Origin of the sequence: Leptospira wolbachii serovar Codice str. CDC, assembly GCF_000332515.2 — a bacterium.
GTDB lineage: Bacteria > Spirochaetota > Leptospiria > Leptospirales > Leptospiraceae > Leptospira_A > Leptospira_A wolbachii.
Genome location: NZ_AOGZ02000001.1, coordinates 61,490 through 82,723 on the forward strand (window position 1 = coordinate 61,490; position 21,234 = coordinate 82,723).

Here is a 21,234-nt window from a genome sequence, read left to right on the forward strand (position 1 = left end):
TCTTTCTGAAATTCCCTTTGCAAAATTGTTTTTCCCATTGAGTTTGTCTATATGGCAAGGAATGAAAAAGAAGAATCCATTCATATTGGACTTCGAGAGACAATTACCCTAATACTACCTTACTTTCAGAAAAAACTTTGGGGCCAAATCAAAGCCGTCATCTGGATTGTCTTATACCTTGCACTCTTTCAATTATTTGTCCTGCGAATTCCTATCAAAGAAGCAGGACTCATTACCTTTGGAATTTCTGCCGTTGTCCTTGGGCTTACCTTTTTTTTGGAAGGATTACTTTTGGGACTTATGCCTTTGGGTGAAGCACTAGGGCTTCGATTGCCTCAAAAGTTGGGCCTCTTTAGTATCATTGTGTTTTCCGTTCTCATGGGGGTAGGTGCCACATTGGCCGAACCTGCCATTTCCATACTGAAAGCCTGCGGTAGCAAAGTGGCACCTTGGGACGCGCCTCTACTTTACTTTTTACTCAATGAAGGTTCCCACTTTCTTTATCTATCGATAGCCATCGGAGTCGGAGTCTCTGTGGTTTTTGGGATGTTACGATTTTTGTTTGGATTTTCTCTGATGAGAATTCTTGTTCCTACCATATTTATATTGTTAGGTGTGAGTATATATGCATACTTCGATGAGAACTTAAAATTCATTTCTGGTCTTGCTTGGGATTCAGGAGCTGTGACAACAGGACCCGTAACCGTACCACTTGTTGTGGCTTTAGGGATTGGGATCTCCAAAGTAGCTGAAAAAAATGAACAAAGTAGTGCTTATGGAGTTGTGACACTAGCTTCCCTATTTCCAATCCTTTCTGTATTTCTTGTGGGAATGTACTTTTCGGAAAAACTGCCAAAACCCATGCCGGAAGAGATTTTTTTCAAACAAGGAATTACATCGGAGCAAGCAAAACTCTTGCTTGGTGATTCTCACGGAGTTCCTCTCAGGAAAAAAACATCCTTAACACTCACTTCCAATCCAAAAGAATTTTATCAAAAGGCAAAAGACAATATTGTCGATGCTTTACAGATGGCGATGCGCGCCATCCTTCCCATTTCCATTTTCCTGCTTCTGTTTTTGACTTTTATTATCAGAGAAAAAATTCCTTATCCGGAAGAGGTTTTTTTAGGAATAGGTTTTTCTGTTATTGGTCTTACTATCTTTAACTTTGGAATTATTTTTGGATTGAACAAACTAGGAGACCAAGTCGGTGGAAAACTTCCCTCTACCTTTCGTTCCATTGAACTTGTAGACTCCACAAAATTCATTCCTAACTTCAATCCCAAGTCTGTGTTAAAAGCAGTGAATGAAGAAGGAAAAGAAGAAAAATTCTTTTATCTTAAAGAACGTAAATCCTATACAGGAATTCCCTACCACGAAGAAAACTGGAACCAAAAAAGTAAAATATATGAATATGTTCCTATCCATGGACCCATCTTTGGGAAGGAAGACAATTTACTTGGTTACTTAGTTGTTTTAGTTTTTGCTTTCTTTCTAGGATATAGCGCTACTCTCGCAGAACCAGCATTATCTGCTCTTGGGAATGCGGTTGAAGAAACAACAGTTGGAACCTTTCGCAAATCCCTCTTGATCCAATCTGTTGCTATTGGAGTGGGTTTAGGTACACTTCTAGGAATGTTAAAGATTTTACTTGAGATCCCACTGGTTTGGATTATTGTCCCAGTCTATCTCTTCCTACTTATCTTAAATACATTCAGCAAATCCGAGTTTATTGATATTGCTTGGGATAGTGCAGGAGTGACAACAGGCCCCATAACCGTTCCCCTCATCATCGCGATGGGGCTTGGGATCGGCAACCAGATGGGAACTGTGGATGGGTTTGGCGTTCTTGCGGCAGCCTCCGCCTTCCCTATTTTATCCGTTCTTCTGATGGGGATGATTGTAGAAAAATCCCGCAAACTCTCGTTACGTGATTCGGAACTAAAAGAGAAATAAAATGAATTCAAAACGAAAAGCCATAAGAATCACTGCGATCGTTCACAGAGACCTAACAGATCTCGTTATCTCTGCTTTAAAAAGAAATAAAATTCATTATTTTTATATGGAACCAGGAAGATATCCAGTCCTTGCCAAACGAGGTTGGTTGTTATTCGACTTTTACCAAAACCATTCCATTATTGATACACCTGTTACCATTTTTGAAGTCGCTTGCGAACCAATAGCAGAAAACTTTTTACTCACACTGTTTCGTGATGCAGCGGAATTAAATGTTCCGGGACATGGAAGTGTGTATTCAGAGACAATTGATTTACACAGTTCTGTTCCTACCGACTATATTTTTACAATAGAAGAAAAAAACAAAGCCATTGGATTTTCAGGGCTCACTGGAGTTTTTTGTATCCTTCCGCGCGGATCAGCAGAACCCATCGCTCGTTTGATTTTACAAAACGGAGTTGCCGTTCCTACCATTAGTTATGGAACCGGGACAGGTTTACGCGACCAATTAGGGCTCTTACGAATCACCATTCCCAAAGAAAAAGAAATCTTAAAAATTGTTGTCCATTCGTCTGACGCAGAACATGCGATGGACTTTATCATTGAGGTAGGCAGACTAGATCTACCAGGTAGAGGATTTATTTTTGAATTTCCCATAGGCCGTGGATTGCTGAATACCAAGGTTAGCTTAGAAGGACCAAAACAAGCTGCCAGTATGGATCAAATCATCTCCGCATTGGACCAGTTATATGGGAACATGGATTGGAGAAAAAAATCCAACCAATTTAGGCAATCCACTCGCCAGAGGAACTATTTCGAAGGCGTTAATGTTGTTCTGAATTGCAAAGAAGAATCGATCGAATCTGCACTTGTTAGTTTACGAAAAGTTGGGGTTTCTAGTTCTACAATATCTTTAAACAAACTAATGCATTCACAAAGTGAACTGAATGCATTTACACCAGCAAGAGAGGTGGCGAACCTTCTTATTCCTAAAAAAAATCTTCCAGAAGTTATCTCTGTATTAGAAGGAATTGGTTTTTTTGGGGAAGAAACGGAAGGGATTGCTTACACAATGGAAATTCCAAGAGCGTTTTCTTACCAATCGAAACTGACTAAGAAAAAATAAAAATCCCCTCAAAAGCGGCCTTACATCCGATCGGAGGGGATAAGTCGATAACGATGAATCGCATTGTTATCGTTTATTTATAAGTTTGTCATTACTAATTGCCTAGTAATGAATTCTATTTTTAAATCTTAGTGACCGCCACCTGGTAAAAATCCACCACCATTAATATCTAAGATATGTCCAGTGATGAAGGAAGATGCGTCAGATGCTAAGAATGCAATTCCGTTTGCGATGTCTTCAGGAAGACCTGCTCGTTTGAGTGGAATTGCTTGGACCATACCATGTCTGATATTTTCAGGGATTGCTTCTGTCATTTCAGTAGCGATAAAACCCGGAGCGATCGCATTACAACGAACTTTTCTAGAAGCCATCTCAAGAGCCACAGCCTTTGTAAAACCAATCACACCAGCTTTGGATGCAGAGTAATTTGTTTGTCCAATGTTTCCGTTTTCACCAGAGATAGAGGAAAGATTGATGATCGATCCACCGTTTTCTTGTTTCATCATCACTTTGATGGCTGCTTGTGTACAAAGGTAAGTTCCAGTAAGGTTTACTGCAATCACAGCATCCCACTGCTCTTTTTTCATTCTCATAAGGAGAGTATCACGAGTGATTCCTGCGTTGTTCACTAGGATGTCGACAGTTCCGAATTCTTTTTTCGCAGAATCAATTAGTTTTTGTGCATCTTCTTCAACAGAAACATTCGCCACTACGGCAATTGCTTTATAACCTTTGGATTTTAATTCTTCCGCAGTAGCATTGGTTGCCTCTGGGTTCATATCCGCTACAACGATGTTGGCTCCAAGAGAAGCAAGTTTCAAACAAGTTGCTTTTCCAATTCCTCTCGCTCCACCTGTTACGATGGCTGTTTTTCCTGATAAACTAATCATTTGGTTTTTCCTCTTCTTTCCTAATTCCTAAAATATTTTCTAAATGAAATGAATCTAAATGAATCCTTTTTATTTTTAAACCGAATCACTCAAAAGAGTTTTATATTCGCTAAGCCTTGTTCGAATCCGATCGTTGATCCCGTGTTTGGCGCACTCGGCAATCACGCGAACAGCATTTTTCACTGCCAAAGCATTTGAAGAACCATGCCCAATCATACAAATCCCTTCTACACCAAGAAGAAGGGCGCCGCCATATTCCGCATAGTCTAACCGTTTTTTTACAGCCGTAAAGGTTGATTTTAAAAGTAAAGCACCGGTTTTCGCAAGGCTTGAATGTCTAATAGAATTCTTTAAAACATTGAATATAGATTTGGCAAGTCCTTCTGTTGCTTTAAGAACAATGTTCCCAATAAAACCATCGCAAACAACAACGTCCACTTCTCGCCCGCCACCATAAAGATCGCGGCCTTCTACGTTTCCTACAAAGTTAAACGGGATTTTTTTTAAGAGATCAAAGGTTTTAATAGAAACTGTATTTCCCTTTTTGTCTTCTTCCCCATTGGAGAGGATTCCGACTTTCGGATTTTGGATTCCAAAAAGTTCACGGGCATAAATTTCACCCATGACTGCAAACTGAGCTAAGTATTCAGGTTTACAATCAACATTGGCACCGGCATCTAACAAAAGGACAGGTGGTCCTTCCTCTCGTGGAATGTGGGCAGCAATGGGGGGGCGCAGAACGCCAGGTAGGCGACCGAGATGTAACAATGCGGCGGCCATAGTAGCACCTGTGTTTCCCGGAGAAAACACACCGATACATTCTTTATCTGCTACTAAACGAACTGCTTTGACTACGGAAGAATCCTCCATAGCGCGGACTGCTATTGAAGGAGAATCATTCATACCGATAATCTCAGTAGAATGAATGACACGGATTTTTTCTGTGTCATAATCAAATTTTAACAGGATATCAAGTAACTCTTGTTCGTCGCCGACGAGAGAAACCGACAGTCCGAATTCTCGTACTGCCAGAACCGCGCCCTCGACGATACCTTCGGGGCCGTAATCTCCGCTCATCGCGTCCACGGCGACCCACATAACGGTTAGTTATCTTCGGTCGTTTTTTTAACTTTTTGAGCGACTACGAGTTTTCCCTTATAAAAACCGCAATAAGGGCAAACACGGTGGGACAGAACAAATGAACCACAATTGGAACACGGGTTTAAGTTAGGTTTGCCTATCGCGTGATGGGCTCTTTTCGTTCTAACTTTCGATTTTGATTTACGTCTCTTTGGGACTGCCATGGCTATCCTCTATGGAATTATAACTGGTTTTTACTATGTTTTGGAAAACGAATGTGAAAACAATATTTTAATTTTCTAGGCTCTCGATAAGAGACCGTAATTCGGTGTGTTTGTGATAAAAAGCGGAGCGATTGCATACCAAACGGGCTGTACTGTATAAAATGGACTCAAATTCCTTCAGGCCATTGGCTTTTAAGGTCCCACCAGTGGAAACTAAGTCCACAATACAGTCTGAAAGACCCACAATAGGAGCCAGTTCAATCGAACCATAAAGTTTGATGATTTCACAAGAGATCCCTTTCGAGAAAAAATACTCGCGGGTTAGGTTGGGATATTTGGTGGCTACGCGCACTTTGGAACGTTTGGCAAAGAGATCGAAGTCGGGAAAAGAGGCGAGAGAGAGTCGACACGCACCCAGTTTCAAATCCACGGGAGCGATGAGATCAAATCCCCCTTCCCTTAGAATGTCCCAACCCACAATTCCGGCATCGGCTGCGGCTTCTTCTACATAAGTGCAAACATCTTGGGATCTGACAAATAAAAGGCGGAGACGTTTGTCTTCCGAAACAAAGGTGAGTTCCTTCGAACCCTCGGATGGCAAGGAGCTTAGCCATCCTTTGGATAACAAAAGAACTGCAGTTTCTTCGGCAAGCCTACCTTTCGGAAGAGCCAAAGTCAACATAGGTTAATTTTTCCCGAGTTTGAGGAGTAAATAACTAGAGAGGAGTTTCACATCTTCTCCAGATTCGGCCACGTCTAGTTTGACTGCTTTTTCTAGATACTGTTTGGCACCCGCCTTATCTCCGTTAAGGTAAGACAAGCGGCCCGCTTGGTAGTAAGACCAAGCCTTAAATCCATTCAGTTCTCGTGCAGGTTCGATCACGGTCGCAGCAATCTTATAGTTTTCTAAAGACTTTGCGTTGTTTTTTTCCCGTTCTCGGTAATTGCCAGCAATGTAAAAATAAAGTGCTTTGATCTCTTTGGGTGTATCAATTTTTTTGGCAGCATCTTCTAGGTATCCGGCTGCTTTTCCGAATTCCCCTTTCTCCGCATAAAGTTTGGATAGGTCTTTCCAAACGCGAAGTTCCATTTTACCGGTACTTTGGTTTTGTAAAAATGCTTCCAAACTTTGGATTTGAACATCAAGACCCACTTTTGTTTTTTGGTGGGTGAGTTTCAAATCTTCCAGTGTCACCGTTTCTTTTTCAAAAAGGTAAGCACGGTATTCGAAAAATCCGATAATGACAGCTAACACAACGATGGCGGAAGCAAGACTGAGAAATACAGACTTACGATTCCGTGCTAAAAAATGTGTGAACTTTAAAAAAACTAATTCTGCTTTGGAACCTTCAAAATCAGCGAACTCATCCTTTTGGATGAGTTCTGCCTGTTTCTTTTGTTCGATAGGGTTTTTTTTATGAAACTTATCCATGGACCTATCGGTTTTGGTTTAAATTCATAAAAGAACCGATGGATTCACGAGAAGGTTGGTTGTCTTCCTTCATGTATTTCGCCATCTCTTCACGTTCTACCGCTTTATCAAAGTCTTTGATAGAGAGAGAAATCTTCTTATTGTTAGGTTCGATTTTTACAACCACTGTGCGAACGGATTCGCCCACTTTGTAAAGATCTTCTAACTTGATGTTACGGCCATCTGGGATTTCAGAAATGTGGACAAGACCTTCGTAACCTGGTTCTACTTCCACAAACACACCAAAACTAACAATGGATTTCACACGGCCTTCGACAAGAGTACCCGGTGGGTATTTTTTGCGAAGAGCTTCATAAGGGTGTTCAGAAAGTTGTTTCAAACCACAGCTGATACGTTGTGCATCTAAGTTGACATCAAGGATTTTATACTGAACCGATTGGCCTTTTTTCAGAAGGTTTAATGGATTCTTTTCTCTTTCGTCCCAAGTAATGTCTGAGATATGGATAAGTCCTTCGATTCCACTTTCTACTTCCACGAAAGCACCGTATTTAGTGATTCCAGTGATTTTACCTTCGAGCACGTTTCCGGCACGAACGTTAGCAGAGAGAGCTTCCCATGGGTTAGGGAGTAATTGTTTGAGGCCAAGAGACAAACGTCTTGCTTCAAAATCAATATCCAAAATTTCAGAATCAACTTCTTGGCTTTTTTTCAAAACATCTTTTGGATGTGGCGGTTTTTTTGCCCAAGAAAGTTCTGTCGTATGGATGAGTCCTTCCAATCCTTCTTTGAGTTCTACGAAAGCACCGAAGTTGGTAAGAGAAGTTACGATTCCTCGAACTACCATACCTTTTTCTAATTCTTTTTTAGCCCAAATCCATGGATCTTCATAAAGTTGTTTGATACCCAAAGAGAGTTTGTTATTCTCTTTATCCACTTCCAAAACGATCACTTCGACTTCGGCACCGATGTTAAAGTATTGTTTGAAAGGAGCAAATTTTTTATAAGAAATATCGTTTTGACGAAGAAGCCCTACTACATCGTAAACAGAAAGGAAAACACCAAAGTTGGCAATCTTCACTACTTTCCCGTTCACTTTGTCTCCGACTTTTACTTTGCCGAGGAGTTCTTCCCACTTCTCGCCGTTGATTTCGTCGAGGAGTGTTTTGCGAGAGACCACACCGGTTCTCGTCTTTTCATTTAATTCAATGATTTTGAATGAAAATTCTTTTCCACCTTCTGTGGATTCTTTGAACCTTACCCCTACGTGAGAGGCAGGAAGGAAAAGTTGGATCCCTTCGCTTTCTACGAGGTATCCTTTATTTTTTACTTCTCCAACAATTTTACCAGAAAGTGGGTATCCGTTTTGACTTGCGTCTTTGATGGTTTCCCAACCAACTCGTTGGTCCGCTTCTTTTTTGGAGAGGACACAGTATCCGTCGACCCGCTTTTTAATGATCGCACTGACTTTCTCACCGCGTTTTGGCGTTTCTGAGAAGTCTTCACGAGAAACACGAGCTTCCAATTTCTCTCCGATATCGAGGAAAACAGTGTCACCAATGACATCGACTACAGTCCCTTCAATGAGGGTACCTTTTCCTGCGGAGTTCTCTTGTTCTTGTGCTTGTGACTGCGATTCCCACTTCTCTAATAATTCGCCGAAGGAAGAAGTGGTCTCATTTTTGGGGGAGGATGGGTTGGTTGAATTCAATGGTTACCGGGATACAAAACTTAGATTTGCCCAGAGGATGAAACCTTGGACAGGATAGTATTTAGGACAGTTTCCGTGTCGAGGGTGCTCGTGTCAATCAGGATTGCGTCCGAAGCTTGTTTGAGGGGAGCCACAGTACGGGTGGTGTCACTTTCGTCCCGAGCGACAATCTCGTCCTGGATGTGTTTTAGGTCGGCTTTAAAGCCTTTTGCGACTAATTCATCATATCGGCGTTTGGCCCGCACTTCCACAGAGGCGGTCAGAAAAAATTTAAATTTTGATCTGGGGAAGACTTCCGTTCCAATATCGCGGCCATCCATCACCAATTTATGGTTTTTTGCAAATTCACGGATATGGTGATTTAGAATCTCTCGAAAAGCTCGTCTCGGAGCTATGTAACGAATTTTTTTTGTGATCTCTGGATCTCGGATTTCGTGACTTATGTCTCTTTCACCTAGGAACATCAAATTTTCACCTGTCGAAGATAGTTCACAATGTACGGGAATTTTTCTGACGGAAAATCCAAATTCGGATTCATCCTTTTCCAGAAGAGTGGCGTCGGCCAATTTTTCGGTGTAAAAAGGAAATTTGGACTCATCTTCTTTGGTTTCCAAAAACTTCTCCCATATAGCAAGCGTTAGCGATCGATAAAACGCTCCTGAATCAAGGTAGAGATACCCTATCTTATGGGCGATCATACGTGCGAGTGTACTTTTTCCTGACCCTGCTGGGCCATCAATGGCTATGACGTTTTCGATATTCAGAGTGCTCATGAGTTTATATTCTAAAGGTAGAACAGGAATTAATTTCGTCCAGAGGAATTCTTATAACAAACAAAGGCTAACTTGCGGTAAGCGATTTTACCTTGACATGATTTTTTTCCCGCATATCATCAGTGGAGTTCGGCGGGGTATCGGTGAAACTTAGAAATCGCAATCTGGATCCGGAACGAATTGCAGACTTTGAATGTTTCCGAAGTGGAATTCTAGAACTCATCGTCAAAAATTCACCCTTAAGCGACATCTTAATGGAAATTGTCCAAGGGATTGAAACTCTCAACCCAACCATGATCTGCACTGTGGTTCTTATTGAAAATTCTAGAATCAAAATAGGTGCTGCCCCTTCTCTTCCCAAAATTTATAACGAAGCCATCGAGGGAGTGCCTATCGGACCCGAAGCGGGCTCTTGTGGTACCGCAGCTTACACTGGCAAACGAGTTATTGTTGAAGATATAAAAACAAGCCCCCTCTGGAAAAACTACAAAGAAATCGCACTCAGTGTGGGACTTGCTTCCTGTTGGTCGGAACCAATTAAGTCTCATACAAACGAAACCATCGGAACCTTCGCCATTTATCACCACGAAATTGCAAGCCCCAATGAATTTGATATCTTTATTATTTCCGAAACAGCAGATCTTGTCAGTATCGCCATTGAAAAATCCATCATCTCAGGAAAACTCACGGAAAGTGAAAGAAGGTTCCGGGATTTTTTCGAAAAGAATTCTTCGGTAATGTTAATCATCGAACCAAACTCTGGAGAAATTATCAATGCCAACCAAACGGCCGTTCAATTCTACGGATACCCACAAGAAATTCTAACTAAAATGAAGATTGATGAGATCAACATGCTTCCGGAAGAAGAAGTAAAACAAGAGAGGATGCGCGCACTCTCAGAAGAAAGAAGTTATTTTTCTTTTCCACATAAATTAGCAAGTGGAATCATCAAACAAGTAGAAGTATATTCTACTCCCATCGAAACTGGAAATCGCCATCTATTATTTTCCATCGTCCACGATGTTACGGAAAGAAAAATTGCAGAAGAAAAAGTAAATTCTCTGCTTTCTGAAAAGGAAATGATTTTGAGAGAAGTCCATCACAGAATCAAAAACAACATGACGATTCTGTTTAACCTCTTAGATCTGCAAGCAAAATCACAAGCAGATGAAGGACTCGCAAATTCTCTAAAGGATGCCACTAGTCGCATCAAAACCATGTCGCTCCTCTATGACAAATTGTATTTAGGAAAGGCTTTCCACGAACTTCGATTAGATGAATATTTAATTCCTCTGGCACAGGAGATTATTTCATTATTTCCGTATCAGGTAAAATTAAATACAGAAATTATAAGTACCCAGCTAACAGCCGAGCAACTCCAGGCGATAGGAATCATCACCAACGAACTTCTCACAAACAGTTTAAAGTATGCAAGGGATCCTTCCAAAGAATTAGAAATTCATATCAAGATTTGGAAAGAAGAACAAGAATTTCACTTATTCGTAAAAGATAATGGAAAAGGATTTGAGTCTCAAATGTCTAATCCAGAAAAACTGGGATTTGGGTTGACCTTGGTTAACATGTTAACCGCGCAACTTTCCGGCAAACTCACCTTTAGCGGGAATGCCGGAGCAGAATACCACATAGTTTTTCCGACTAATAAGTCCCGTCATTAACTAGAGGAAAATTATATTGAAATCTTTTTTTTGAATTACCAAGATAAGCAAATTCCATTCGAATTCTCTGAATGCGGCTAACATCAACGCCACTATCTAAATACAACCTTACTTCTTTCTCCATCGTTTTCCTGTAAAAAAAGTATTCCTTGATGTGATTGTACATTTTGAGATATAGAATTTGATTCTCTTCCGAAAGTTTTGGATTTGGTTTGTCAGCACTTTGACTTGCGAACCTTAGTTTCCCACTCAGAAAATGCAGATTGGATTGTAACAAAAAATTTGTCGGGTTCGATTGGTCTATTTGGATCACCATAGGAATTTTTACTTGGTTACAATTCCAATAGAATCTAAGAGTAGGTTCCTCCAAACTTACCTCCTTCCAAAAAAATTCTAGTTCATTCTTAACTCCGCAAAACTCGTTAGACTTTTCATCAGAATTAGAAACTTTAACAGATGTTTTTGGAAACTGAGAAAAAACAATTCTTTTCCGACTGTATTGGGAATACACGCCGTGCGGAATCCAAACCTTATCCTCCAATTTAAGAACCGTTTCTGTAGCTTCCTGTTCTCCATTCCTTTTTTTAAGTTCTTTATAAAGAGATGTAGAAAGGGTATTAATAAACTCTGGGAAAAAACGATCCCCGGCATTGGTATTCGCTATGGCCTGAAATATTGTAACGTCCGCTAACTCATTACCTACTAACTGTCTATACTGCCACAACAAAGAAGGGATAAAGGTAAAATCTTTTTTAAAATCAGATTCAATGGACGAATCATAAGAACCTACCTCGCGATCCAAACGAAAAGATGATACTAAGAGCTGGCGTTTAACAGCCTCACAGGTTTTATGAGTGTATAATTCTGGATGGTTGAGTAATGATGCCGCATAATAATCAGAAATTCCTTCAGCAAGGGCACGACCAATGGCATTATTCCCCAAATACTTCCCGGTGATCAAATGAGTATATTCATGATAAATGGCATCGGGACAAGTTGCTGTATCAATGATTCGTTCAAATGCAAATGTACTAAAAATAGGGAAATCCCATTTGGGTGCGAACCACAATTCACTATTCCAATTTCCATTGGATTCTGAGGGAGGAATGGTTAAGGCCGTATTTTTAAGAAAAACTTTGGAATCAAAATATTCGGTCGGTGAATAAGCATAAGGTGCATCAACTCTTACTACAACCCTTGGATGGAATTCTGTAATTTTGTCTTTCGATCCAGAAGAAAGAGTTATCGTTTTCCATCTGGATTCGATTTTACGTAATTGGAATCCCAAAGTTAAATACTTCAAATTTCCTTCTACTTGTTCTAGAGAGATTGGAGTTTGTTCTAACCCAGAATGGATGGAAAAATTTTCTAAAATGTATTGGGTTTGGGATTTAAGACCAAGCTCTTCCAAAGTTATGTTCTTATGGAGAAACTGTTTACGTTCTGCATCCCAATCCAATATTTGATTTTCTTTTTTTGCTTCTGAGTATAGGCTGAATCCAGAAATTAAAGCAAAAACAGAAAATAAGCTGTAGGTTTTTTTTATCCAATTTTCTTTGCGAAGTTTTTGATTCTTCATTTTTTTATATACTCTATTGCTTCTATTTTTACAAAGAGACCTTGTTTCTCATCTTCAGATCATTGGATAGAAACAAGGCTCTTAGGTTTTTGTATAAACTTAAACGGTGAGGACTATAATCCTACTCCTACAGAATCATACATCCCACCGATCACGACATTGCTGAGTCCACCTGCATGGATTACTAAACCAACAACTGCAACCACAGTAACGGAAGCCAAAACGTTCTCTAGAACTTTGAAGTTTGTTCCGTGTAAATAATTTCCTGTGGATTGTTTCAATTGGATGGAGGAGGCAATCCTATCCAAGTCTTGGTCAAGTGTTCCTGCAAATTCAGCATTTTTAATCTCTCTACTGATACGAACAAACTCTGCGGGAGTGATATGAGCTTTGAGATACTCGTTTGCTTCTTTGGTAGTCATTCCATTTTTTGCCAACACTTTCGCGGCTTCTCTTACGCTCATTTGGTTACTTGGAGCTGCAAATGCTGCTTGTGTCACAAATGCTAATGCTAATATGAAACTAATTTTCTTTTTCATGGGATAGTCCTTGGAATCAAATTTGTTTGTTTGTAATGTTTCAAAACACAACACTCAAACTTGAATCCATCCTACTCCGAAAAAGGATCCGAGTCGTCTGGTTCGATCGAATTGGAAATAAAACTACGACCGGATCTATCGAACTGGATGTTTTTTCAGTATTTTTTCTCTATACTCTCTGGGTGTGGCTCCGGTTTCCTTTTTGAAGGCCTCATTAAAAGTAGATTTAGAACCAAAACCCACATCATAAGCAATGGCAAGTAGAGACCGTTCTGGTTCTTTTTCGATTTTTTCCTTCGCCTCATTGACTCGATAAAAATTTGTATATTGGTAAAAACTCAGTTTGATTTCTGTATTTAGGAATTCAGAAAGTTGATGAGAACTTAAGTCCATTCTTTCAGAGAGTTCACGCAGACTTAGTTTTTCTTCTCGGTATATCTTTTCTATTTCAAACAGATCTTGTAATTTTTTCCGAACCAAATTACGGTCGAGTTTGGAAATTTGAGAAATCTTCTCTTTTTTTTCTTCTTCTACAATTTTGCGGACTTCCAAAAAGAAATCCGGATAGGTCTGCCTAAGCACATACAAAAAACATAAAAAAAGTCCAATAGCAATTCCTGATAATTGATGAGCGACTTGACCACCAAAGGCCAATGTTTTTAACCCGTTTAGTGATAAAGCCAAACAAAATACAACAATGAAAAGCCCGATTTTTAATGTATAATTCTTTCGGAACGTACTCCATCGAATCTGTTTGGAAATTCTTCTGAAAATACGAAGCATACACCAAATATAAATCAGAATGGTGGGCAAAACTAAAAACAAAGGTCGATTGTGAAAAGGATTCAATCCAGGATTTTGATTTTCTAAATAATAACTTTTGTTCCCGAAATTCCAAAGTAGAATAAGAATCAGTAAAAAAGCTAAAGGAACAATTCGGTAGGAAAGTCTACGAAAGGAACGAAATTTTCCTTCCAAAACAGTAAGAAAGTATTCATCCAAGAGCACACCTAGACAAGCCACAACCGGCAAATCAGTGAGATACAAATAATACAACGGTTTGATATTCTCAGAAGAAATTAAGTAAAAGTTAAACAACAAATAACTAGTTCCGAGAAAAATAATTCCAAGTAGAATTTGTTTTCTATTTTTATGGTAACTAAAGAATTCTCCGATTGCATATAAAAATCCGAGAAGTGACGAAAACAAAAGAAAGAAGTTTAAGGACTCATTGTAATTTTGAAAGGAAGAAGACATTGTTACACCAGTTTCCATCATAGAAGATGGTTTTTTGTTCCCTTTAGACTAGAAGTGATTTTGTTTCTAGGATGACTACCATTCATTTTCATAAGAATTGAAAATTTCTTTCCAAACGATTTAACACAATTAAAGAAAATTTCGAACACAATTAGTCCGATTCGATCGAATCGGATTTTTTTATAAGTAAGGATGGATCTATCCAGACGACTAAGTTTCCATTTCAAGGTATCCTATATCCATTAAGAGGTGCTCCATGTCCTTTGTCAGTTTAACATCCGTAAAGTCTACTATCCCCGACCAAACCAATAACTTCCCTCACGCAAACGATCATACAAACGAAAAACCAATATTAATCGAAAGGACCAATTTTCTATTAGAACAAAAGGTTTTTTTTCATAGCCATCTTTCCATTTCTGTTTCTTCTTCGGACATGACATTCTATTGGAAGAGGTGTGATGTATTATCCAACTTTATATCTCAGTTTTATTTTCATTCTTATGAATCAAAAAGGTTAGATAAAAATGCAATCTCTACAATCATCAATGAACTAGTGGAAAACGCAGCTAAGTATTCTGATAAAGAAAATAGTAAAATCTATATTGAAATCAAAGACTTAGGATCGGATTTACGCTTAGAAGTCAAAAACCGAGTGACTCCTTGGATGAAAGCAATTTTTGAAAATAAAATTCAAACAATCCAACAAGGAAATATAAACCAATTGTATTTTGATGCTTTAGAATCACGAAACAACGGAAGTGGATCGGAAGGGATGGGTTTACTTATATTACTAAAGGATTACCAATTAAAACTAGCCTATGAATTTACGAAAACAGAAGAACTAGATTTTGACCTGACCATTCGGGTTCATATCCCGGTAGAAACTGGAACCTAGGATTCCATTTAAAAATCCTAGGTCTTTAATGACTTTTGGTTCAGAATGTAAATCGTTTTGTTTTTTTAAAACGATTTCAGAATTTCAAAAAATCCAGGGAAACTTGTGTCCACCCAACTTGTGTCGTCAAACGAAAGTTCTACGTTCGAAAGTTTAGAAAGGATCGCAAAACTCATGGCGATTCGGTGGTCCATAAAAGTTTCTATAGCACAGGATTTGATTTCCCCTACTTCTCCAAACTCGTATCCATCTTTCGATTCGTTTACGATCACACCCAGTCTTTCCAAATTGGAAACCATAGACTGGATTCTGTCGGATTCTTTAGCACGTAGTTCCTCTGCGTGAGAGATTTGAAATCCACCTTCTGAAAAGAGACCGGCAATGGTTAAAATAGGAATTTCATCAATGATAGAGGGAATCAGATCTTCTGTAATGAGTGACCTCTTTAGCTTCGAAGGATAAACCAGTAAGTCTCCTATCTCTTCCCCACATTCCTGACGTTTGGCGGTCACTTCAATTCGCCCACCCATATTTTTTAAAACGGTTAAAATTCCTACACGAGAGGGATTGAGGCCAATATTGCGAATGACGAGAGGTTCATTCCCCCCCGCACAAAGACCAAAGACAATATAAAAAGCAGCACTTGAAATATCACCAGGAATGACAAACTTAGCACCTGTAAAATGATAGGGAGGTTTTACAGAAAAATGTACTGGGGAATAATGCTCGATATTCCCACCCAAAAACCGAATCATATTTTCGGTATGGTCACGGGAAACTTCCGACTCTTTATATTCGATAGAAATCTCAGAAGCCAGGGCTGCAAGTACGAGTGCACTTTTGATTTGGGCCGAAGCAATAGGACTAGTATAAGAATAGTTTTTTAGTTGTTTTCCTGTCACACGAAGGGGAGCCCGATCGTTTCCTTCGACAGAAACTATATCGGCGCCCATTTCCCGAAGAGGGTTCATGATCCTTGCCATTGGTCGTTTGCAAAGGGAGGCATCTCCCGTAAGTGTGGCAGAAATTTGAGGAAGGCCAGCCAGTAGACCGGCAGAAAGGCGGATCCCAGTCCCTGCGTTTCCAAAATCCAAAACGCCTGCGGGAGATTTTAAGTTATTTTTCCCTGGGCTTTGTACGGAATAACTTCCTTTGCCAATGGGCTCTACCGAAAGCCCAAGGTTTGCAAAACAATCTAAGGTGTGAAGAGGATCTTCTCCTTCCAAAAAACCATGAATTTCCGATTTCCCTTGGGAGAGTGCACTAAAGAGAACCGACCTATGCGAGATAGACTTATCTCCAGGGACATAAATTTCTTTTTTGGCACTTAATTTGATTTGGGGCTGCAACATGTTGTATTTTTCTAAAAAGTATTTTGCAATTTGGTGCTTCTTTAGTAGGTTTTGACGGAAACCAAGGTTTCGCAAACGAACAACCAAATGCCTCTAGATACCAGTAAAAATAACCAAAAGATCCCAGTCAATCCAGGTGAAGTCCTTTTCATCGGAGGCAAAGCCTCGACTTCCATGAACATCCTACATGAAGGATCGGTTCGAGTAGAAACCACTCTCGGAGACACAAGCATTGTTCTCTACAGTTTAGAAGGAGCAAACCTAACACCAGGTATCTTTGCTCTCCTGGAAGGAACACCTTACCCATATACCATTCGTGCTAAAACATCTTGTGTTGTGTCCACTTATGTAATGAACCAAGCCAACGCAAAAAAAACACTCACATCCAAAGTTTCTGTGGGTGTGATGGCCGTGCGGACCCTACTCAAAGAAATTGGGGAACTATACAAACGAGTCCTATCCATCAAAGGCCTTGCTTCCAAATTCCAACAGACCATGGACAACCTGGGTGCAGTGTATTATATCCTAAACCCATCCATCTTTTCTGATGTAAGTCCAGGGGCCCTCATCACTCGAGATGAAAATATCATTGATCCAGTGATGAAACTCATCCGAAACAATTTGGCGGGGTTTCAAGAGCACGGAGGAATGCTTCCTGACAAACCCACAATCAACTTTTTAGAAGAAGACCACGGTGAGTTTTTTGAACGTAACTATAGCGAAGCCGTGGAATGGAATGATGCCGAATTTCATTTCATTCGCAAAATCCTTTCGGTGAACCCAAAAATTTCGCAGGCCCTATTCGAAGCAGATCCCACGCTTTTACAAAGTGCCGCAGAAAGTTACGTAAAAACCTATCGAGAGTTATTCGAATTATTAAGCAAAGAAACTTATGAATTATCCGAGATGATGAATACCATGTTTGTGGGGGAGAATGCTCTTATTGAAAAATTTAATCTAACTCTGGATTTATTCAATACAGGTTATTCTACAATCCCTTCGACTGTATTGTTACCAACAACGGAATGGGCACTAAAAAAATCAAAATCCTTGTTAGATGAATACAAACAGATATTTGGTTCTCCTTTTGCAGCAATTGGGAATAGTATAGACAAACTAGAAACTAAACAAACAGAACTCACCACCAAATATGGCCACGAACTTTCTGCACAAAAAAATAAGGAAGAGGCTGCCTCACAAGGAAGCGAAACCATTCGCGCTGGAATCGATACCAAAGCTCTCAAAATGGAACTTTTGAACTCAGCAAGCCAAATTCTAAACTACTCACAAGTAGATCCTGAATCGGTAAAAGAGTTTTCCACCCTTATGGTAAAACTTAAATCCTTTAAAAACCCTTTGGATCCAGAACCAGATAACCGCAAAATTAGAAGGACCATCGCAAAAACCTATTGGGAAGTGTATAAAAAATCTTTCTCAAAATGGTTACAGTCGGGAAAACAAGCACCAAAGGCCGTAGAACTCATGTTACGTTATGGATACTTCGACGAAAGCCTTCTCGACGAAGGTCATATTGTAGAACTAGTGGGCCGATTGTACCAAGGTGGAGGGAATCCCAGCGCTCCCATCCATTACGGAACAGATTGGCTCGAAAAAATCTACTCACGTGAAGTCCCCACTTCCGTGGACGAATTGGGACAAACATTCTTTGAAAAACTCAAAATGGATCTTAAAGATTCTGGAATTAAGTCGGAAAAAGACATTCCACCTGATTACGATACGGGAGAGGCTAGGCTCGGATCAGAAATCTCCTCTATGTATGAACCTAACGTCCGCTTGACGTCTGGTAACATTGCAAGCCACTTCCCTATTTTAACAAAATACCATATTACAATCCCATTGGAAAAATGTTTTGTTTCCAAAGAAGACGTAGAAAAAGCTCTCCAGTATATCTTAAGTGTGGATTACACTGCCTTCAACCGAGAAGTCATTTACCGCAATGAAGAGATTGGAATCAAAAGCGAATTTGTCCAAAGATCTATCATCCCAGACTTCATTCTTGTGCCATCTATCGGACCTAAAATCATGATGTGGCAAGACCTTTCCATCTTCCGTGGTGCTGGGTCAAAAGAATCTAGAGGTAGGATTTGTATCCCACACTTTGTGACGGGCGACTTAAAAACCTTTATGTTGGAAGCCATAGCCGCTTTCCGTTGGGAACTTTGTAAAAATACACTTGGTCCGGATTGGAACAACGTCGGAATCCCATCCATTACAGCAGATTACACGGATTATGTGCAGTTCTTTAAAAAGAGTAAAGACCTTTCGCCTGAACTCAAAGAGAAGATTTCCTCCGAGTTCAAACGGTTCCGCACAGATCGCGACAAATTTGCTTATGACTACTCTATGTGGATTCGCTATGAAGCGGAAGGTGTACAAAGGGTCAACCGCGTGGTTCGTTCTATCTTCTATCGTCACATCCCATTCCATAAAAACATTAGAGAAAAGGTAAGTTCACAACCGGCTTATTCAGAGCTTCACAACCGATTCAAAAACGTTCGTACACGCCAACACAAAGAATTCGAAAACAAATACAAAAAGTATATGGACGCTAGTGGAAACCTACCCAAAGAACTTTATGAGAATTTAACTTTTTACGAAGTTTAATTCTTGCCAACTTCCATAGATGCAACATAATTGCATCTATGGAATCCATTCAAAAAGTCGATGTTGCCGTCATTGGGGGAAGTTTCGCAGGACTCTCTGCCGCTTTGTCTTTAGTTCGTTCCTTGCGAAACGTCCTAGTCGTTGATTCGGAAAAACCTTGCAACGCAAACACTCCCGCCTCGCATAACTTCATCACACATGATGGAAAACCTCCTTTCGAGATTCGTGCTTTGGCACTCAATGATCTCAAACACTATCCCAACTTCCAACTTAAGATTGGCGAAGTTTCATCGATCGAAAAAATAGAGGGTAGGTTTTTACTCCGAGGAAATGGATTTACGGAGGTCCAATCCGATAAAATTATTTTTGCCACGGGCCTCAGAGATATCCTTCCTGAGATTCCAGGATTTCTTCCCTCTTGGGGTAAATCTGTCATCCACTGCCCCTATTGCCATGGATATGAAAACATAGGGAATACAACTGGACTTTGGATGAATGAAGATGGAGTATTCGAACATTCTAAATTTCTAAAACTCTGGTCAAAGGAATTGACCGTGTATACAAATGGACCCATCCAATTTTCCAAAGAAGAAAAATCCAAATTAGACAACGAAGGAATTCAAGTGGTTACTGAAGTTGTAAAATCGCTCATCCACAAAGAGGGACAAATTTCTGCCATCCAGCTGGGTTCTGGAAAAGAAATTCCCATCCAAGCACTCTATACAAGACTCCCCATGGTCCAAAATTCCAATCTACCAGAACAACTGGGTTGTAAACTTCTTCCTAGCGGGCATATCGAAGTAACGAACTTTTATGAAACGAGTGTTCCAGGAGTCTGCGCTGTTGGGGATATGGCTTCTATGTTTCGGTCCGTGGCACATGCCGTCCACTCAGGAAATATTGCCGGAGCTATGCTCAACCGATCTATGATCCTAGCTTAACTAAACTTCTTCTACAAAGTAAGGTCTTGTGTATTCCCTGACAATCTCGACTACAAAACGTCCCCAGGATTTTGGGTCTTCTTGGGAGATGTTGACCTGTTTGATTTTTGGGAAATAAGCAGTAGGTTTGAAAACAGTATGAGTTAGTTCCAAAGCTCGGAGGTAATTGTCCAATCGTTTTACTTTTACAAAATTGATGATTTCGTTTTGGATTTTTTCTTTTGGCAAATAACCTACGATGATCATTCGGGGAAAAAGGTTTTTTTTGAGGAGAACGATGAAGTCTTCGAAACTATCCACTCGGTCGATAAATCCTTCGTAAGCTCCACCCCCCAAGTTCATGATCTGGGTGACAATGTCCATGGAAAAGGAAACCCCTTCCATGGTGGACATATCGGAAATGATGACAAGCCCCTCGTCTGGTTGGAAAACTTTAAACATATCGACACCCTTAAAGTGGCGACGAAGAAGTTTTGCAGCAGACACGTCGATTTCTTGGGCTTTGGCAAGGAGAACCTTGCCTTGAGGGTCGAGAATGGGATCACGTGTGATGAGATACCGTTTTTTCACGGCATTTTGGTTCATGACTCGAAAGGCCTTTACTTTTTCCTCGATTTCATCCAAGGTTGAGTAACCAATCTTAAGTACATTTTCCCGTTTGCGTTTCCCGATGTCTGTTTCTTCCATGAAAGCTTGGTGCCTAAATCTTTGTATTGCTTATCCTATGGTAATTCTACCAATGTATAGCATATTTTTGTCTAAGGAATAGAATGAGGTTTAATTTTTCCCTATTTCCCCTAGTCCTACTCGTAATTGGTTGTTCTACGGTAGATTTTATCCCAGAACCTGACTACAGGCCAAATGATTCCCGTTATAAGGTGAAATCCTGGGAAGAAGTAGAAATCCTCCGCGAACGACCCAAACGCCTATTCAAAATCGTTGGTGAAGTTGTCGTTCGAAATACAGAAGATCTTATTTGGGATGATTATGAACCGCGAGTCAAAAAGGATATGTTTCGCAGAAAGATAGACGGTGTTTGGATGACGGAAAAAAATCAAAATACAGTCGATTCGGTTACTGTGGAAACGATGGACCAAAAAGGTCGTTCAACAAACTCTTACTTACAAAAATCAAACCTTCCTTTTTGGAAGGGTTATGCGTATAGGTACAAATAAAAATTG

The 21,234-nt window shown here is 40.0% G+C and carries 19 protein-coding genes; 7 read left to right on the forward strand and 12 right to left on the reverse strand.

Annotation, left to right across the window (positions count from 1 at the left end):
- Nucleotides 1-51 precede the first annotated feature (51 nt).
- Nucleotides 52-1,956: a DUF1538 domain-containing protein gene (locus LEP1GSC195_RS00305; protein WP_015679473.1), complete on the forward strand. Its 1,905-nt coding sequence runs from the start codon at nucleotides 52-54 to the stop codon at nucleotides 1,954-1,956.
- Between the two features lies 1 nt (nucleotide 1,957).
- Nucleotides 1,958-3,082: a P-II family nitrogen regulator gene (locus LEP1GSC195_RS00310; RefSeq protein ID WP_015679546.1), complete on the forward strand. Its 1,125-nt coding sequence runs from the start codon at nucleotides 1,958-1,960 to the stop codon at nucleotides 3,080-3,082.
- A 128-nt stretch (nucleotides 3,083-3,210) separates the two neighbouring features.
- Here LEP1GSC195_RS00310 and fabG read toward each other — a convergent pair whose 3' ends face one another.
- From fabG to cmk, 7 genes are all read right to left on the reverse strand, one after another.
- Nucleotides 3,211-3,972 (reverse strand): 3-oxoacyl-ACP reductase FabG, encoded by a 762-nt coding sequence (fabG, locus tag LEP1GSC195_RS00315; RefSeq protein WP_002974939.1) that lies wholly within the window; start codon nucleotides 3,970-3,972, stop codon nucleotides 3,211-3,213.
- Between the two features lie 75 nt (nucleotides 3,973-4,047).
- Complete coding sequence (plsX, locus tag LEP1GSC195_RS00320) at nucleotides 4,048-5,070, reverse strand: phosphate acyltransferase PlsX (RefSeq protein ID WP_040506149.1); 1,023 nt, start codon at nucleotides 5,068-5,070, stop codon at nucleotides 4,048-4,050.
- A gap of 5 nt (nucleotides 5,071-5,075) precedes the next feature.
- Entirely contained in the window at nucleotides 5,076-5,276 is a 201-nt protein-coding gene (gene rpmF, locus LEP1GSC195_RS19400) for a 50S ribosomal protein L32 (RefSeq protein ID WP_015679024.1), read from the reverse strand.
- A gap of 67 nt (nucleotides 5,277-5,343) precedes the next feature.
- Nucleotides 5,344-5,958: an ATP phosphoribosyltransferase gene (gene hisG, locus LEP1GSC195_RS00325; RefSeq protein WP_015679685.1), complete on the reverse strand. Its 615-nt coding sequence runs from the start codon at nucleotides 5,956-5,958 to the stop codon at nucleotides 5,344-5,346.
- Between the two features lie 3 nt (nucleotides 5,959-5,961).
- Complete coding sequence (locus LEP1GSC195_RS00330; protein ID WP_015679469.1) at nucleotides 5,962-6,708, reverse strand: tetratricopeptide repeat protein; 747 nt, start codon at nucleotides 6,706-6,708, stop codon at nucleotides 5,962-5,964.
- A gap of 4 nt (nucleotides 6,709-6,712) precedes the next feature.
- Nucleotides 6,713-8,416, reverse strand: coding sequence for a 30S ribosomal protein S1 (locus LEP1GSC195_RS00335; protein ID WP_002978138.1), 1,704 nt, complete (start codon nucleotides 8,414-8,416; stop codon nucleotides 6,713-6,715).
- A gap of 20 nt (nucleotides 8,417-8,436) precedes the next feature.
- Nucleotides 8,437-9,189: a (d)CMP kinase gene (gene cmk / locus LEP1GSC195_RS00340; RefSeq protein ID WP_015679580.1), complete on the reverse strand. Its 753-nt coding sequence runs from the start codon at nucleotides 9,187-9,189 to the stop codon at nucleotides 8,437-8,439.
- A gap of 143 nt (nucleotides 9,190-9,332) precedes the next feature.
- Between cmk and LEP1GSC195_RS00345 the strand changes: the two genes are divergently transcribed.
- Nucleotides 9,333-10,865 (forward strand): histidine kinase dimerization/phosphoacceptor domain -containing protein, encoded by a 1,533-nt coding sequence (locus LEP1GSC195_RS00345; protein WP_015679496.1) that lies wholly within the window; start codon nucleotides 9,333-9,335, stop codon nucleotides 10,863-10,865.
- Here the strand turns inward: LEP1GSC195_RS00345 and LEP1GSC195_RS00350 are convergent.
- The 3 genes from LEP1GSC195_RS00350 to LEP1GSC195_RS00360 form a co-directional block, all read right to left on the reverse strand.
- Entirely contained in the window at nucleotides 10,846-12,444 is a 1,599-nt protein-coding gene (locus LEP1GSC195_RS00350; protein WP_015679705.1) for a hypothetical protein, read from the reverse strand. The genes LEP1GSC195_RS00345 and LEP1GSC195_RS00350 overlap by 20 nt on opposite strands.
- A 113-nt stretch (nucleotides 12,445-12,557) precedes the next feature.
- Nucleotides 12,558-12,983, reverse strand: a complete 426-nt coding sequence (locus tag LEP1GSC195_RS00355) for a hypothetical protein (RefSeq protein WP_040506179.1) — start codon at nucleotides 12,981-12,983, stop codon at nucleotides 12,558-12,560.
- 135 nt (nucleotides 12,984-13,118) lie between these two features.
- Nucleotides 13,119-14,261, reverse strand: coding sequence for a helix-turn-helix domain-containing protein (locus tag LEP1GSC195_RS00360; RefSeq protein WP_232227589.1), 1,143 nt, complete (start codon nucleotides 14,259-14,261; stop codon nucleotides 13,119-13,121).
- Between the two features lie 235 nt (nucleotides 14,262-14,496).
- Here LEP1GSC195_RS00360 and LEP1GSC195_RS00370 point away from each other — a divergent pair, with 235 nt between their 5' ends.
- A complete protein-coding gene (locus LEP1GSC195_RS00370) occupies nucleotides 14,497-15,135 on the forward strand; it encodes a slr1658 superfamily regulator (RefSeq protein WP_015679636.1) in 639 nt (212 codons plus the stop codon).
- 65 nt (nucleotides 15,136-15,200) lie between these two features.
- Here LEP1GSC195_RS00370 and aroA read toward each other — a convergent pair whose 3' ends face one another.
- Nucleotides 15,201-16,487, reverse strand: coding sequence for a 3-phosphoshikimate 1-carboxyvinyltransferase (gene aroA, locus LEP1GSC195_RS00375; protein ID WP_015679725.1), 1,287 nt, complete (start codon nucleotides 16,485-16,487; stop codon nucleotides 15,201-15,203).
- Nucleotides 16,488-16,574: 87 nt separating this feature from the next.
- Between aroA and LEP1GSC195_RS00380 the strand changes: the two genes are divergently transcribed.
- Both LEP1GSC195_RS00380 and LEP1GSC195_RS00385 read left to right on the forward strand, forming a co-directional pair.
- Nucleotides 16,575-19,112, forward strand: a complete 2,538-nt coding sequence (locus LEP1GSC195_RS00380) for a cyclic nucleotide-binding domain-containing protein (protein ID WP_040506150.1) — start codon at nucleotides 16,575-16,577, stop codon at nucleotides 19,110-19,112.
- A gap of 38 nt (nucleotides 19,113-19,150) precedes the next feature.
- Nucleotides 19,151-20,053 carry an NAD(P)/FAD-dependent oxidoreductase gene (locus LEP1GSC195_RS00385; RefSeq protein ID WP_015679612.1) on the forward strand — a complete coding sequence of 301 codons (903 nt, stop codon included), beginning with the start codon at nucleotides 19,151-19,153 and terminating at the stop codon, nucleotides 20,051-20,053.
- Here LEP1GSC195_RS00385 and LEP1GSC195_RS00390 read toward each other — a convergent pair whose 3' ends face one another.
- Nucleotides 20,054-20,740 carry a hypothetical protein gene (locus LEP1GSC195_RS00390; RefSeq protein WP_015679626.1) on the reverse strand — a complete coding sequence of 229 codons (687 nt, stop codon included), beginning with the start codon at nucleotides 20,738-20,740 and terminating at the stop codon, nucleotides 20,054-20,056.
- A gap of 83 nt (nucleotides 20,741-20,823) precedes the next feature.
- On the opposite strand from LEP1GSC195_RS00390, the gene LEP1GSC195_RS00395 reads away from it, so the two are divergent.
- On the forward strand, nucleotides 20,824-21,228 hold the full coding sequence (locus LEP1GSC195_RS00395) for a hypothetical protein (RefSeq protein WP_002978534.1): 405 nt from the start codon (nucleotides 20,824-20,826) through the stop codon (nucleotides 21,226-21,228).
- Nucleotides 21,229-21,234: the final 6 nt, after the last annotated feature.